The following is a 14807-nucleotide window of genomic DNA, read 5'->3' as shown; positions in this document are numbered from 1 at the left end:
GTCGGGAACCGGTTTCCCGCGTCTTCCTCTGCTTCACTCATTCCTGTTCGTATTATTCTAACCTGCCGCGCTCCCGTAAACGCTCTATCGCATTGTCCCGGGGATGATACCCGAGCACCTGGCGTGCATGCTCAAGATCAAAGAGCCGATGCGGATTATCCGAAACACCATAGAAGATATCAAAGCGAATCGTCTCCGCCTCAAGACACCGCTCAACCATATGCACAAAATCGCGCATACTTTGCCACATAGTCGTATCGGCGGCAAACGGCTTTCCTTCCGGAGCATCCTGAGCATTGATCCAGCCAATACGTAAGCAAATCACCCGCAGCCCATGATGATCAGCATAATAGCGCCCCAATGCCTCACCGAACACCTTGCTGACACCATAGAGGCTATCCGGCGCAACAGGCACCAGATGATCTATTGTCCGGGACGTGGGTTGATCGGGGTCGGATTGATAGAGCATCTCATAGGTGCCAACTGCATGATTGGAACTGGCGAAAATGACCTGCTTTACACCCGCCTGCCGAGCTGCTTCAAACACATTATACGTGCCGATGATGTTATTATGAAGCACAGCATCCCAGGGGCTCTGGACAGCCGCGCTCGCCGCAAGATGGATCACCGAATCAACGCCCTCAAAAGCGGGACGAATCGCCTCAAATTGTGCGATATCCGCTACCGTCGCCTCAACGCCCTCGATTGGCCTCCTCGCGAGCAAACGTAACTCGTAGCGGTGGGCCAGCGCCTTGCGCACCTGAGAACCAATCAATCCATTCGCCCCGGTGATCAACACAGTCCTCGTCATCATACACTCCTTTTTCTTTTCTACACGAACGCTTCGGGAGGGAAGAGACATGAGGAGAAGATCAGCCAGGGCGAAGCTGAACCCTCCTCACAAAAGTCCGGGCAAAAGCGCACCAGGGAACGCAAGATAAATCAATGGTCATCGTGCCCGTCAACGCGCCCTGAAGCGCCTGTCATGAAATCTGACAGGCACACTGAGCAAGAACCATCGAAGGAAACTCCTACTTGCGCTCAATCAAGTTGGAGTACAATCCTGCCGCGTCCGTGACCGGTTTGCGAGAGCATGTGAGCCTCTCGTACCTCGCGAAAAGGAAAGATGCGCCCCGTTGTTACGCGAAGCTGCCCCTCGTCGACTAACCGCGCGATCGTCTTCAAACAGTCCTCGGGGGGAGGGGATTGCACCATCATCGTTTCTACACCATACCTCTGCGCCAGTTCCGGTGCTGGTGGTTCAACAAGTGAAATCAGCTTCCCTCCCCGTCGAACGACAGCCAAAGCGCTGCGCCCCACTTCTCCACCAACCCCATCTATGACCAGATCAACCGCTTGAACAGCCCGCTCTACCAGCGCAGTTGAAGTAATTGGGGTAGTTGTATAGTCAATTACTTGCTCAGCACCAAGCGAGCGTACAAACGCAAGATTCGCCGTCGAAGCAGTGCCAATGACCTGCGCTCCTCCCCATTTTGCCAGTTGAACGGCAAAGGCACCGACACCACCAGCAGCACCAAGCACCAATACTCGCTGACCTGCTTGAAGCCCTCCATCCTGAAACAGGGCTTTCCAGGCGGTCATAGCTCCAACTGGAATAGCGGCAGCCTCAGCAAAGCTGATAGCTGTGGGCTTGGGCGCAAGCGCTGAGGCAGCAGTGACAATGTATTCAGCATAAGTACCTTTCGTTCCCTGCCCAAAGACCTCCTGCCCAACACTCCATGTTGTCACTCCGGGACCCACGCCCTCAACAATGCCAGCGACATCGTAGCCCGGGATATAAGGAAACTGTTTCGGAAAGAAATCCTGAAGAAGACCGGCACGTATCTTCCAATCAATCGGGTTGACTCCAATCGCGTACACTCGCAGCAGCACCTCACCTTCCTGTGGCTCTGGACAGGGCACGCTTTCCAGCCTGAGCTGCTCAGGTCCACCGTAGCCATGAACGCGGATCGCCTGTATCGTTGACATCTTGTTCTCTCCTTCTCTCTCGGAAGCTCTTGACACACGAGATCTCAAGCCTCCAATCGACACAACAGTGTTGTATAATCAACAGCGTGGTATAATACTCCACTTCGTTTAGTGTAAGGGATGCCAGTATCCGGGACAACCTGCAAAGTGGCCTCACTGTTGGGTAAACAACAGTGAATGCAAAGTGTCGGTTTCTGGAAGAGCAAGCATCTACATTCGTAAGGAGCAAAATGTCCAGAATAGTCAATGGAAACGACCCACGGGTGCAACGGACTCGTCAACTCCTGCTTCAGGCCTTTATGGATCTGGTACGCGAAAAGCAGAATCTACACGGAATTTCTGTACAGGACATCACCGAGCGAGCACATGTAAATCGATCTACATTCTATGCGCATTTCGAGGATAAATATGCTCTTGTAGAAGACTGGTTACGAGGAAAGTTTCAACGAATCCTGGCACAGAATCTCCCTGCATCCTCTTCCCTGCACGCAGGCGCCCTCGCGACCCTTCTGCTCTCGGTGTTTGAATTCCTTGCCCTTATACGACAGCATATCAGGCGGTCTGACCAACAATTCGAGCCACTTTTCGAGCAGGGGATACAACAGGAAATCTACGAACTGCTTCTGCGATGGCTTACTGCTTCAGCGCCAGGCGCACAAAAGGAGAAAAGAGAGACAACGGCACAGGTTATCAGTTGGGCGATCTTGGGCACTGCAGCCCAATGGAGCCGTGGTGAGCAGACGATCTCGGCACAAGAGATGGTTCGTCAGGTCTTGCCAAGCGTGATAGCAGGCCTCTCCCCGCTCGTCACCGTTCCATCCCGATAAGCACCAGGACGTGACAAGCCTGGTTGCTCCTGACAGGAACGCTTCTGGTCCCCATCAACCATAAGAAGCGGGAAAAAGCAAGATTCGAGAAGCCCGAGCACTCTTTCTCTGCTATACTGATCCTACGCTAATAAGCGCCTACAATAATAACTTTTCTACTGCATAGACCAATATAGGGACCAACTCAAACTCAATAGAAACGTCGAGAAGAGAGGAGAATAATAATGAGCAAGGTCATATCAAAAGATGGAACACCTATTGTCTTTGATCGGGAGGGTCAGGGGCCCGCTCTTATCATGGTATCTGGAGCAACCGCCTCACGGGAGTACGGGAAGGGGTCAGCTTCGGAGCTTGCACAACATTTCACCGTTTTCAACTATGACCGGCGGGGACGAGGCGAAAGCGGCGATGCAGATACCTATGCAGTCGAGCGCGAAATAGAAGATATTGACGTCCTTATTACCGAGGCGGGAGGATCGGCCTTCCTCTTCGGACACTCTTCCGGCGCTGTCCTCGCCCTGGAAGCCGCACGCTTGCTTCCCGGCAGGGTCACAAAACTGGCCCTCTATGAGCCGCCCTTTATCATTGATGATAGCCGCCCGCCCTTGCCAGGCGATTATCAGGAAACGCTCAATACGCTTATTGCAGCAGGACGTCGCGGTGATGCCCTCGAATACTTCATGACCCGAGCAGTAGGAATGCCTGCCGAGCATGTGACAGCCATGCGCAATGCTCCAATGTGGGAAACATTTGAGAAGGTCGCGCCCACGCTTCGCTACGACGCCGCCATTATGGGCGATACCATGCGGGGCAATCCAGAGTCAATTAAAAAGTGGGCCTCGGTTTCCGTCCCAACGCTCGTAATGGATGGAGGCGCAAGCCCCTGGTATATGCAGCATTCGGCAGAAGAGCTTGCAAACCTCCTCCCCCAGGGGCAGCATCGCCGCCTCCCCGGTCAGGACCACGGGCCATCCGATGAGCTGCTTATACCGGCACTCGTGCAATTCCTCAAAAACGTGGATCATATTCAAGCGGGAACTCGATAACCCCAACAGATGAGCGTGAAGGCACTCTGAATGATGGTGCCTTCACCATATGCCCGATAGGCAGGAACTGCCAGAGGTAGTGCCACCTCTTCACGGGAGCAGCCCAGGAAGCTCCCGTCTTCAGGCGGGAGAGGAATGGGTCTGCTGCAAAGGCTGCTTAAGCGTGCTAAAGCGAGAACTGCGGCACCTCCCTCTCAAACCTGCCTGCTCCTCTCCTACCGGCTCCATCGCTTACCCGTTTCCCTCGGAAACCATTGTGCTTGCCTGACACAAGGGATAACGAGGAACACAAGCTCTGCAAGGCGCTTCTCTCGGCTGCCACCACCTTCTGAGATGCTCGATGATATGCTATCATACATGTAGCTGAATACGACAACGCGTTCTCGTCCCCAAATTGCTGCTTGCCCGCAGCTTCGACGCAGTTTCTACAAAGAGAGGCACTTTCTCTCAGCAACCACAGGAGAACCAGCTTGCAGATACAGAATTTGCCAGAATCGATTCAAGCCATCCTCGCGAAACACGCAGCCCCACCACGTTTGGTTGCTCATCTGACGATCGTCCACGATGTGGCGGTCAGGCTCACAGCGCGGCTTCAGCATCACTGGCCCCTCCTCACCTACGACAGGCAAGCAGTTTTGATCGGGGCCGCGACCCACGATATAGGCAAAGCCATTGTTCGCGAAGAACTGACCGGCCCCGGCTCCCGACATGAGGAGATCGGGCCGCAACTGCTTCGCGAAAGCGGTCTGCCAGAGTCCTATGCTCGCTTTGCCCGCACCCATAACCAATGGTCTCAGGAATCCCCGCTCGAGGACCTTCTGGTTGCCTTCGCCGATACGATATGGAAAGGCAAACGCAATACAGAGCTGGAAGAGGCGCTTGTCAAGCGGATTGCAAGTCAGTGTCAGCAAGAGGTCTGGTCGGTTTATATGCAGTTCGACGAGATCGCTGAGGAGCTGGCGAAAGATGCGCACCATCACCTTCTCTGGCAGGGAACGTACGCGCCTTGATTATTCAGGGAGGCAAGAAAGCTATAGAGCATCATTCAGAGCACTTGATGCACACAGCTCTCTTCCCTAATTGAACAGCATCCCGGACGCAACCAGAAAAGCAAGATGATCCATTCGTTACCTCTATTGCGCCTATTTCCCGAATGAAGCGCCCGGTGCACCATCTGGACCATCGAAAGACAGTGGCCTCTCCGCTCACCTCGCCTCTTCGGCCCGATCGGCTATAGGTCTCTCCGGGACCAGATGAGCAACCAGAAGCTTCAGCGCAAAGCACGGAATAAACCAGGCCAATGCAAGAGGCACATTGGCATACGCCAGTGTCGCAAGCAAACAAACTGTATAGAGCACAAAGGCGACCGGACGCTGCAAGTACGCCCGGGTTTTGAGGAGCACGATAGAAGCCAAAAGCACATATCCATAGGTCAAGCCAGCCAGCACCCAGGAAAAGCCCGGCAGGAACAAGGCAAGCAAGAACGGATGAATATGCAAGGCAAGAAAGGTAAGATGCTGACGAAAGCCCTGTCCAGGCCGATGCCACCAACGTTTAGCAGCATTCGTACTCGTAGCACAAATTCCCCCGCCAATATCAAAGGCAACGAGAGCCACAAAGAGGTATTGAAACAGATTCCAGGGAGCATGGGACAGCAACGCAATACTGAGTATGATTACCGAAAAGAGGGCGCTCCAGAGCAATGTAAGCCAGGTTTCTTCGGGGCGCGCATCCGGACCTATGATATGCTTCCACCACACTTTTATATTGAGAAATGTCATTCTCTTCTTCCTTTCTTGATATGGTGCCTCAGGATGGCTTTTTAAGACTCTCTAGCAGGAAACGGCAAGCCGGAAGTGCATGCTTTTCAAGCTGAATATGCTCCGGTTCGATAATCCCGAGGAGCGTCGTTCCTTCGAGGAGCGCAATCAGTGCAATGGAGATCTCGTCAGGATCGAAAGGCAAAAACTCCTCACGCACAAGCCCCTGTTGCAGGATCTCTTTCACCAGCAACCGAAAACGCTGATAGTATGACTGGAAAAAGTGACGGATCTTCTCCTGTCGCGTCGCCATTGCATAGAAATCAAGCGTCACTGGAAGCAGATGCGCGGCCTGAGCCAACTGCTGAATATAGCGCTCTAGCATGGAATACAGGCGCTCAGATGCCGGACCCTCCTGCTCCTGCACACTTTGCAGAAGTTGGAGCTCCTGATCCAGGAAAAGTTGAAGCAATGTGAGTAAAAGATCTTCTCGATTGTGGAAGTACCAGTAGAGTGATCCTTTGCTCAGTCCGGTAGCCTGAACAATATCATCCATGCTGGTTTCATGAATGCCTTTCTGTGCAAAGAGCGTTGCTGCCGTTTGCAATATATGCTGTCTGCGCTCTTCGGGTGTCGTGGATCGTGGCACAGCCATTTCCTCCTTTTTAACTGACTGATCAGTCTAGACTGAGTAGTCGATTCATTATAATCAGCAGAACGGAGAAATGTCAAGCAATATCGTATTCGTGAAGCCAAGCCCGAAGAATGAGCCAGAGGGCGCAAGCCTGAGACCCTTGGCCCAACGCGTGTCATCTTGCACCAGCGGGGCCGCATGCAAACGGTCCTCGCTCCCCCTGTTCTGCGGAAGCGAAATATCCACACAGAGAGCGATGCACAGAACAAAGAAAAAGAGACAGCAGGCTTTTCTACCCGCTGCCTCTCTTGTCTCAGTTTTGTGCACGATCGCCTTCAGGATAGGAGATCTCCAACTGGAGAAGCGAGAATGATATTTATCCACCATACCTTTTTCTTGGAGCAAGAGTGTATCATATTTCGTCGGATCAAATAGCGTTTTTTCAGCTATTCAGCAAAACAGACGATATTTATGACAATAAGAGAGCAGAATGATCTTGTCCCATCGCGTTAAAGCTGCTATAGTGAAGAGCAATATGAGCATTCTCTTCTCGCTCCCTGTACAGGGGGAGGTTGTATGGACAATTCACAACACATAGAGCAACAAATAGCGCACTTCAAACAGGCACTGGAACGGCTGACCTTGAGCCACTCGATTGGTCGCATTGGTACATTTGAACGCTCGCTTCAGGACAATAGCAGTCTCTGGACTCCCGAACTCGAAGCCATCTATGGACTCAACCCCGGCGAATTTGAGGGGCGACATGAGAGCTGGCTTCAGTACATTCACCCTGCTGATCGGGAGCGTGCAGCCCATGCCCTGGAGCAGGCCATTGAGACTACCGGCTCCTTTGAAACCGAATTCCGGATTATTCGCACTGACCAGCAGATACGCTGGATACAGGCGAAAGGTCGCGTGCTCTATGATGAGGCACAACAACCGCAACGCATGATCGGTGTGCAGATCGATATCACCGAGCGCAAGCAGACGGCCCTGCAATTAGAGTTCCAGGCAGCTTTACTGCAAGCCTCCTACGATGCTTTGATTGTACAGGATGCCCAGAATCGAGTTCTCTTCTGGAACCGGGGTGCGACCGTGCTCTATGGGTGGAGTGAGGAAGAAGTACTCGGCCAATCTCTTGCCCAACTCTTACAAACTCAGTTTCCCCTCCCTCTCCAGCAGATTCACACCCTGCTCTCTCATCAGCCATTCTGGGAAGGGGAGCTCATTCAAACCCGACGCGATGGCACACAACTTACCATTGCCAGCCGTTGGAGCCAGCTACACGAGCTCAAAACCGGAGAAGTCACCTATCTGATCATCAACCGGGACATCAGCGAGTTCAAACGCACACAAACCCATATTCACTTTCTGGCTGAAGCCAGCAAGCAACTGGTGACCGCTCAGACCTACCAGGAAGCCCTGAGAAACACCGTACACAGTGCTGTCCCCAGTATCGCCGACTGGTGTCGGATCGACCTGCTTGACAGTCATTCCCTCTTCGAGCGTCTCACTGTTGCGTTTCCTGAGCTCCCCGAGGAGACATCGTCTCAGCTCCCCCCCTTGCTTGAGACGGTCATCACAACCGGTGCTTCTCGCCTGTTTCCGCACCTCTCCGCGCCTCAGGTGCAGGAACTTACACGCACTCCGGAAGAGGCAAACAGACTGCGCACACAGGGAGCTGTTTCGGCCATGATAGTTCCCTTCCACCTTCAGAATGTGCCTATCGGCATACTTACCTTTATGATTACAACCGCCAAACGCACCTATACGCAGACAGATCTCACGATGGCAGAAGAGCTTGCCAGTCGCATCGCTCTGACGCTGGAAAAAGTGCGCATGATCCAGCATGCCCGGGCCTTGAATGCCTCTCTGGAAGCACAGGTCCAGCACCGAACCGAGGCCCTGCAACGCAGCTACGAACAACTGCGACAGGTCAATATCGACCTTCAACAGAGCAATCAGGAACTGCAAGAATTTGCACATGTCGCCTCTCACGATCTGCAAGAGCCTCTGCGCAAGATCCTCGCCTTTGGCGACCTGCTGGAAGAAGAGTGCGGCGCCAAACTGGACGACGGGAAAATCTATCTTGATCGCATGCGAAGCGCCGCCAGTCGTATGCAGCGGCTTATCAATGACTTGCTCGCCTTCACGGGCATCGCCACCAAAGTCCAGCCTTTCACGCCCGTTGACCTCAATGAGACGGCTCAGACCGTTCTGGATCTGCTGGAAACCCGCCTTCAGGAGACAGGAGGACAGGTGCAGCTTTCGCCGCTGCCCACTATTGAGGCCGATCCGATCCATATGCAACAACTGCTGCAAAATCTCATCAGCAACGCGCTCAAATTCCATAAGCCCTCGATCCCGCCCCTCGTGACAGTTTCTGCCACTATCAGCGGAGATCCTCCTATCTGCACGCTCTCTGTCAGCGATAACGGCATTGGCTTCGATGAAAAATATCTGGACCGCATCTTTACGGTGTTTCAGCGCCTGCATGGTCGCACTGAATACGAAGGGACCGGAATCGGGCTGGCTGTCGTCCGCAAGATCGTCGAGCGGCATGGCGGTACCATCACAGCGAGAAGCACACCCGGTGAAGGTACCACCTTTCTCGTACAACTTCCCGTTCGTCAGCCATCAACCGCGAACGAAACAGAGCTTGAGCCCGATCTAACCACAGGACACCTTCAACTCTGAAGGGATGTTCTCTCCATGAGACCAACGCTTGCCGCTGTCCATCCATAGGACTGGCTATACGTACCGGGAAAGCGGCGCAAAGCAAGAGCAAAGAAGAGCACACAGCCCACCAGAAGCGCTCTCTACTCCCAGGTCCTGAACCTGGTTGCTGCTTTGCGCTCTCCCCGCGGCAAGGTCAGCACACATCAAGCCCGGGTAAGCCATGCCAGACAACCAGGCGTCTGGCTTCATAAAGTCCAGATGCCCGAGCCCGGGAAGAAGCGTCACCTGCACCCGTTCTCCCGCCGATGGATAGGTTTCTCGCAGCGCCTTCTGAAAGCGCAGCGCCCCATCCGATGGCACATGCGTATCTTGCTCCCCACAAAGAAAATGAATCTCGGGCCCATGAGCAAAGCGCTCCAGATGCGTCAATGGGTTGAGATGGTCATAGAAAAAGCGCGCATAGGCGTCTGGCTCGCCTGGCGGCAACAGCGTACCCGGATGAGTCAGATCTTGCATCCCGGGCCGGAGCCAATCGGGCGTTGCGATCACCGCCGCAACTCGCTCAATCCGCTGATCGAGCCCGGGAGCAGCAACAGCAATATCCCCACCCATCGACAGGCCCCCGATGACAATCTGAGGTTCAACGTGCAGTGTCGCTATAGCCCAATCAATCACACGCAGCACATCCAGGGTTGTTTGTCCCGGTAGAGGCCACATATATCGCCGAAAGTTGCCGAAAACCCGCTGCTGTATCTCTGGCCGCGACTCCGTGCCCCGTTCCCCATGTTGCCAGGGGTCCAGGCTCAGCGCGACATACCCGGCTCCCGCGAGATCCTGGAGGTAGGGAACCATCAATTCCTTTGTTGCGCTAAAAGGCGGCAGAAAGAGAATCAATTGCTGCCTCTCGCGGCGTTCCTGAGGCTCAAACCAGGTGACGGGGATATGATCGACCCATGCAGATGAACCACTCAATGCTTGAGAATCGTTACCCATCCTGTCCTGCGCTTTGTATTGTGAAACTCAATGCCATTCTAGCAGCAGAGCATGGAAACAACAAGGCTGCTTGTCTGCTCCTGACCGGGGAGCAGCCGTTCGAAGGGCAATAGAGGATGACTTGAAGGCTTGCTACTGCCTCGCCCTTCCGCTTGCACTCTATGAGGCTGGATGCCGCGTCAAGATCTGCACGTCTGCTTTAAACAGGCTGAAAGGGAGTCAGACAGGCCAGTAATATGGCAGATCAGGCGGCACGTCCCACCCGAACTGACTATAATAGGAGAAATCTTTGCGCAGGAGGTTCGATTTGTGCGAGTCATGCAAACGCGGATCACCAAGCCAGAAAGGAAACACAATAGGTCGGCCTGTTAGATCGTATGTTGCCAGCGAGTTGCGATACCCCCGCCCGATCCACTCGGTCACTACTGCGTTAATATAGAGCCGTAATGCTTCTTCATAGCCTCGCCACATCCGCACTGCCGGGTGATTACGCCAGGCCCCGCGATAATTCGGGGTCAGGAGAATGGTCAGGATCTGGGTTCCCTCCACACGCTGCTTGCCAAGCCGCCGATTATCAAGCACTGCTGCGGAATCTTCAAAGGATGCATAGGGCAAAAATGTTTGCAAAAGCAGACCACCTCACTCTTTATACCAACACTCACCTCTTATTCTATTATAGCATGAAAGAGATGAGAGCGCTTTCACAAAGCCACAACAGCCACCATCCACTTCAAAAATCATCATAGACCCTGCTTTTCCTCTCGAAATAAACCTGCTGACGAATTGTTGATTCTACAGAAAGACCCTGTTCAAGAGGAACGAGCCCTTTCTTCAAGCGAGAGGCCTCAAGACGCAATTGTGATAAAATAGGCTATAAACTAAAAGGAGGATTCTTCATGGTACTGGAAGCCAGTCAAACCATAGTAAGCATTCTGGCACATCCTGATGATGGCGAGTCATTTACAGGTGGGACAGTTGCACAGCTCGCAAGCAAAGGGAAAGCGATCTACTATCTGGTGATCACGCGAGGCGATAAGGGGAGCAACAGAGAAGATCTCCCGCCAGAAAAGTTAGTGACGCTCCGGGAACAGGAACAAAGGGACGCCGCTCGCATCCTGGGAGTGAAAGAGGTTTTCTTTCTCAGTGGCTATTCAGACGGTGAACTTGAGCCCACCTTGCGCCTTCGCCGCGAGATCGTCAACTACCTTCGACAACTCAAACCCGATACGGTCTTCTGCTTTGACCCCTGGAAACGCTACGAACTCCATCCGGACCATCGAGCGGCAGGCATCGTAGCGGTAGATGCTGTAGCTTCCGCAAGGGACCGCTATTTTACCGGAATCACCATACAGGAACCGCATAATGTGCAAAGAATTCTCTACTTCAACACCGACATGCCCAATTTTTATGTCGACATATCCGCACACCTTGAGACAAAGATACAGGCCCGCTGCGCTCATGTCAGCCAGATCAATCCCAACAAACACCCGAGCACATACTTAACCGCATGGGCCGAGGAAGCGGGCAAGGCTGGCGGCTATCCCTACGCAGAGGCGTTTCATTTGCAGCAACTCTAGCGAGAGAACATGCAAGCTTCTCAAAAGGTGCACTGAAGCCATCCACATGCAGGACAACCCAACCGTTTTCAATCGCTCAACGCCCTTTCTTTCCCGCCAGTGGAGAGGCCATTGCTGTCAGAGCGGAGCGACATAATGGCCTCTCTTCTCTCTCCACACACCTATTGTCTGGTTTCCTCTTCCACCCAGGCCTTATACCTGGGATGGATCCTTTCCACTGGATAAGCCAGAATCTCCGGTGTGTCATAATGATGCAATTCCTTGATTCTCTTTTCTACCTCCTGATACAGTTCCACACGCGTCTTGGCCTCAACCTTCCACTCTTGTGCGCTAACAAGTTCTCCCTTCCACCAATACCGAGATCGGAAGGAGTACACATGAACCGCTGAAATAAGGCGTTTATTCAGCAGTTCGTCAGATATCAGCCATGCTTCTTGCTCATCATCAGTCGTAAAGACCACATTGATGACACTTTTACCTGTAGTTTCTTCAGTCATAACAACTCCTTTACCTCTTGTACCTGCTTCTCACTTAACCAGCGATCAGGTGCGGAAGCAACAACATCTTTCGCCAACTGCTTTCTATGTTCGCTCTTTAGCTCCTGTGCTAACCGTACTCCAATTTTCATATTGTACACAAATGTATCGAGATCATTCGTTCCCGCGGCACAAGCAGCACGAAGGATTGCATTCTCGCACTCTCCGCGGCGGGTTGGGGCACTCTGCTCGCTCTTCCGTAGCGCCTCCTCCGCCTGCCTGAAATTCCCCAGATGCATGTGCACTTTTGCATACCATTGCCAGAGCAGGCTAGGCGGATAGTCTCCATAGGTGTAGGCGGGATCTAGCTCGGGGCGCTTTGGATAGGTTTGGGCAGAACGCTCTATACATCGCATGGCATTCTCTTCATCTTGAAGCATGGCATATGCTTCTGCCATTTCCCCCAGGATATCGCTGTACATCAGGGATGGGCTTTCGCCGACGAAGTGTAAGGCATTCTTATATATATTGATAGCCTCCTGCGGACGTCGTATATTCCCCTGTACAAGCCAACAGGCTTTGTAAGCAAGAGCAGCGGCCCGTAACATCGAGTCCGAAGTGAACTGGCTAAGAGTAACTGCTTCGCCCCGATAATACACAGACGCCCTGTAATCCAGGGCATGTTTCGCTATCGTTGCCCGAAGCAAGCAAGCCTCAACGGCCAACGCCGCTGCTTCATCGCTCCCTGAAAGTGCCTCTCCGGTCAACTTTGGTAGGAGGGACGAGATGGCGTTCTCGACTGTTTTCATGTCACGGTCGAGCTCAGTCCACCCACCCTTGAGTGCTAGCCTTCCTATCGCATACAGGTCACTACCCCCCAACGTCATAACAGCGCCTCCAACCGCTGTCGCACCGATCATCTTTAATGCAGCTCTTCGCTTCATATCTTCCTCAAAAAACTCCTCTAGCTTCTGACGATAGTAGGGGCTTATTTTCCTTCTCCCGGTTTCCCACTTCCAGACCGTTTGACGATCAGCCCCGATCGCTCTACCAACTGCTTCAAGGGACAATCCCCGCTCTTCACGCAGGCTTTTCAACAACATACCATCCATCATGCTATTCACCTCTATCATAACCCAAACAAGCAAGCATATCAATATACTATACGTATATTTTAACCTACCATGTGCCAGTGACTACAAAAGAGACTACAAAAAGGCTACGAAAAAATAAAAGTTTTCATGTATGCTTCTCATAGAAGCGCAACAGCCGTAGAGGCATCATCAGAAAGCACGGTACCTATGACAACGGAGGACGGCTGTTGTCGCTTCCACCTTGTGGTAGAAGGAAAAGAGGTATAATATGTTGAGAAAAGCCGGTTTGGTCAGGGATCGACGAGGGATCGTGACCGAGTGTACCTTTACCATCACGCTTCCGGGAACCATTCTTTCCGCGCTGCTGCACGTTTCGCACATGGAAATCGGGAGGCTCAAGGGGCTCAAGCAGCGGGCAGAATACCAGGAAGCCCTTTTGCAGGATCTGGAAGCGTTCACGTATGCCACCGGTCAGCATCTCTATGGGAGGCCGGGAGATGGAGGACGCCCGATCACGTCTCAACCTTCTTGAGGAGCTGGACAGAGCGGGATTGACTCCGCAACAAGTAGCCTGCGGGATGAGCTGGACCTTCATCAAGATGGTTCTGGGCTTTCCCGTCAGGCGAGGCGAGGCCGAACGGATTGTTGCGAACCTCTCGCTCTATGCGGGGCGAGCGTATACCGCCGAACAGTTCTGCTCACGCTTCCTGACCGATCTGCCCAAACCGGTGCTCGATCAGAAGATAGAGGAGCTTAACGCCCTGCATCGACGCTGGCAACAGGCCAAAGGCACGACGGAGGGAACAGAGCTGGCGCACCAGATCCACGAGCTCAAGCGCTGGCTCAAAGCGCACGATGTCTTCTTGCACTTTCATGACACACTCGATCGTTATTTCGTAGATGAGTGGTGACCCACGCTTGACGGGGTCACCAGAGAAAGGGAAGCACGCATACCACGTTCAGGAGGAACAACAATGCAAGCGCTAGTATACCTGCTTAATCATGCCGACCTCTCGGAACCCCTTCAGCAGTGGATCGAACAGGCACTCGAGGGAGAAGCCCTTCATCCGCTGGAAGCCAAACAGATCGTGCTTGCCTGGCAACAGGTATCGGGTGAGTACAAAGAGCCGGAGGAACTGGGAATCAAGCTTGCTCCCATCCCGACAGAGCATCTGGTTTCGCTCAGATCACAGGAGGCCCAGGCCAGGGCCGCCCTGGCAGCGAACCCCGACAACGAGATCGCCCGCAGCATTCTTCGCCTGATTGAACGTATTTATACGAGCTATGGGCTTCCCCGCGCCCAACCATAACGAAACAATCCCTTCTTCGCTCACAATGCCGAGCACCGTAGAACCCCGGAAGGGCCTGCTCTCAGGGCCCTTCTTTTGTGCTAGCGTGCTCTCTGTCTGCAAGGGCTGGAAATCCCCTCGCTGCCCCTGAAAGTGATCGTCCGCGCCTCGGCATAGACAGGCAGCGAGCCCCCTGAACAAGATGCCATGATCAACGTTCGGACGCTCCGCCATAGACAGACCTTCTCTCGCGCAAAAGCCCCATTTCTTTCTATACCGAAAAATCATTACATCTGCTTAACACTACCTTAAACCTCAACACCCATAATGGATCAGGAGACATCTTTTTTCAGGATATCTCACCATCGAAACAGAACTTGATCGCTCTCCCGCTTCACCTACACCGCCCTATGTTCGGTGAAGCGGTAAAGATGACTTTTTCG

The 14807-nt window shown here is 53.2% G+C and carries 16 protein-coding genes; 8 read left to right on the top strand and 8 right to left on the bottom strand.

From position 1 onward, the window contains the following. Nucleotides 1–52 precede the first annotated feature (52 nt). Nucleotides 53–814 carry an NAD-dependent epimerase/dehydratase family protein gene (locus tag KTH_RS05575; RefSeq protein ID WP_497617033.1) on the bottom strand — a complete coding sequence of 254 codons (762 nt, stop codon included), beginning with the start codon at nt 812–814 and terminating at the stop codon, nt 53–55. A gap of 227 nt (nt 815–1041) precedes the next feature. Next, nucleotides 1042–1989, bottom strand: coding sequence for an NADP-dependent oxidoreductase (locus KTH_RS05570; RefSeq protein WP_497617031.1), 948 nt, complete (start codon nt 1987–1989; stop codon nt 1042–1044). Between the two features lie 230 nt (nt 1990–2219). On the opposite strand from KTH_RS05570, the gene KTH_RS05565 reads away from it, so the two are divergent. The 3 genes from KTH_RS05565 (at nt 2220) to KTH_RS05555 (ending at nt 4872) form a co-directional block, all read left to right on the top strand. Next, nucleotides 2220–2816 (top strand): TetR/AcrR family transcriptional regulator, encoded by a 597-nt coding sequence (locus KTH_RS05565; protein ID WP_497617028.1) that lies wholly within the window; start codon nt 2220–2222, stop codon nt 2814–2816. Nucleotides 2817–3040: 224 nt separating this feature from the next. Continuing rightward, entirely contained in the window at nt 3041–3862 is an 822-nt protein-coding gene (locus tag KTH_RS05560) for an alpha/beta fold hydrolase (protein ID WP_497617024.1), read from the top strand. Nucleotides 3863–4332: 470 nt separating this feature from the next. Beyond that, entirely contained in the window at nt 4333–4872 is a 540-nt protein-coding gene (locus KTH_RS05555) for an HD domain-containing protein (protein ID WP_497617022.1), read from the top strand. A gap of 195 nt (nt 4873–5067) precedes the next feature. Here KTH_RS05555 and KTH_RS05550 read toward each other — a convergent pair whose 3' ends face one another. Both KTH_RS05550 and KTH_RS05545 read right to left on the bottom strand, forming a co-directional pair. Beyond that, on the bottom strand, nt 5068–5643 hold the full coding sequence (locus KTH_RS05550; protein WP_497617019.1) for a hypothetical protein: 576 nt from the start codon (nt 5641–5643) through the stop codon (nt 5068–5070). 28 nt (nt 5644–5671) lie between these two features. Beyond that, nucleotides 5672–6271, bottom strand: a complete 600-nt coding sequence (locus KTH_RS05545; RefSeq protein WP_497617017.1) for a TetR/AcrR family transcriptional regulator — start codon at nt 6269–6271, stop codon at nt 5672–5674. A 561-nt stretch (nt 6272–6832) separates the two neighbouring features. Between KTH_RS05545 and KTH_RS05540 the strand changes: the two genes are divergently transcribed. Continuing rightward, nucleotides 6833–8953 carry a PAS domain-containing protein gene (locus KTH_RS05540; RefSeq protein ID WP_497617016.1) on the top strand — a complete coding sequence of 707 codons (2121 nt, stop codon included), beginning with the start codon at nt 6833–6835 and terminating at the stop codon, nt 8951–8953. A 54-nt stretch (nt 8954–9007) separates the two neighbouring features. Here KTH_RS05540 and KTH_RS05535 read toward each other — a convergent pair whose 3' ends face one another. Together KTH_RS05535 and KTH_RS05530 are read right to left on the bottom strand one after the other, a co-directional pair. Then, on the bottom strand, nt 9008–9928 hold the full coding sequence (locus KTH_RS05535) for an alpha/beta hydrolase (RefSeq protein WP_111323590.1): 921 nt from the start codon (nt 9926–9928) through the stop codon (nt 9008–9010). Between the two features lie 219 nt (nt 9929–10147). After that, nucleotides 10148–10555: an MSMEG_6728 family protein gene (locus KTH_RS05530; RefSeq protein WP_111323591.1), complete on the bottom strand. Its 408-nt coding sequence runs from the start codon at nt 10553–10555 to the stop codon at nt 10148–10150. Nucleotides 10556–10824: 269 nt separating this feature from the next. On the opposite strand from KTH_RS05530, the gene KTH_RS05525 reads away from it, so the two are divergent. Next, nucleotides 10825–11505, top strand: a complete 681-nt coding sequence (locus tag KTH_RS05525; protein ID WP_111323592.1) for a PIG-L deacetylase family protein — start codon at nt 10825–10827, stop codon at nt 11503–11505. Nucleotides 11506–11666: 161 nt separating this feature from the next. Here the strand turns inward: KTH_RS05525 and cutA are convergent, their stop codons facing one another. Both cutA and KTH_RS05515 read right to left on the bottom strand, forming a co-directional pair. Further along, a complete protein-coding gene (cutA, locus tag KTH_RS05520; protein ID WP_111323593.1) occupies nt 11667–12002 on the bottom strand; it encodes a divalent-cation tolerance protein CutA in 336 nt (111 codons plus the stop codon). Beyond that, nucleotides 11999–13096, bottom strand: a complete 1098-nt coding sequence (locus tag KTH_RS05515; protein WP_170142669.1) for a helix-turn-helix domain-containing protein — start codon at nt 13094–13096, stop codon at nt 11999–12001. Before KTH_RS05515 ends, cutA begins: the two co-directional genes overlap by 4 nt. Nucleotides 13097–13343: 247 nt before the next feature. Between KTH_RS05515 and KTH_RS05510 the strand changes: the two genes are divergently transcribed. The 3 genes from KTH_RS05510 to KTH_RS05500 all read left to right on the top strand — a co-directional run bounded on the left by KTH_RS05510 (nt 13344) and on the right by KTH_RS05500 (nt 14385). Continuing rightward, nucleotides 13344–13607 (top strand): hypothetical protein, encoded by a 264-nt coding sequence (locus tag KTH_RS05510; protein ID WP_111323595.1) that lies wholly within the window; start codon nt 13344–13346, stop codon nt 13605–13607. Continuing rightward, entirely contained in the window at nt 13573–13986 is a 414-nt protein-coding gene (locus KTH_RS05505) for a hypothetical protein (RefSeq protein WP_137685997.1), read from the top strand. The genes KTH_RS05510 and KTH_RS05505 overlap by 35 nt, the downstream gene beginning before the upstream one ends. 63 nt (nt 13987–14049) lie before the next feature. After that, nucleotides 14050–14385: a hypothetical protein gene (locus KTH_RS05500; RefSeq protein ID WP_111323597.1), complete on the top strand. Its 336-nt coding sequence runs from the start codon at nt 14050–14052 to the stop codon at nt 14383–14385. Nucleotides 14386–14807: the final 422 nt, after the last annotated feature.

The sequence above is a fragment of the Thermosporothrix sp. COM3 genome (assembly GCF_059696735.1).
This window is presented reverse-complemented; position numbering and strand designations above follow the sequence as displayed.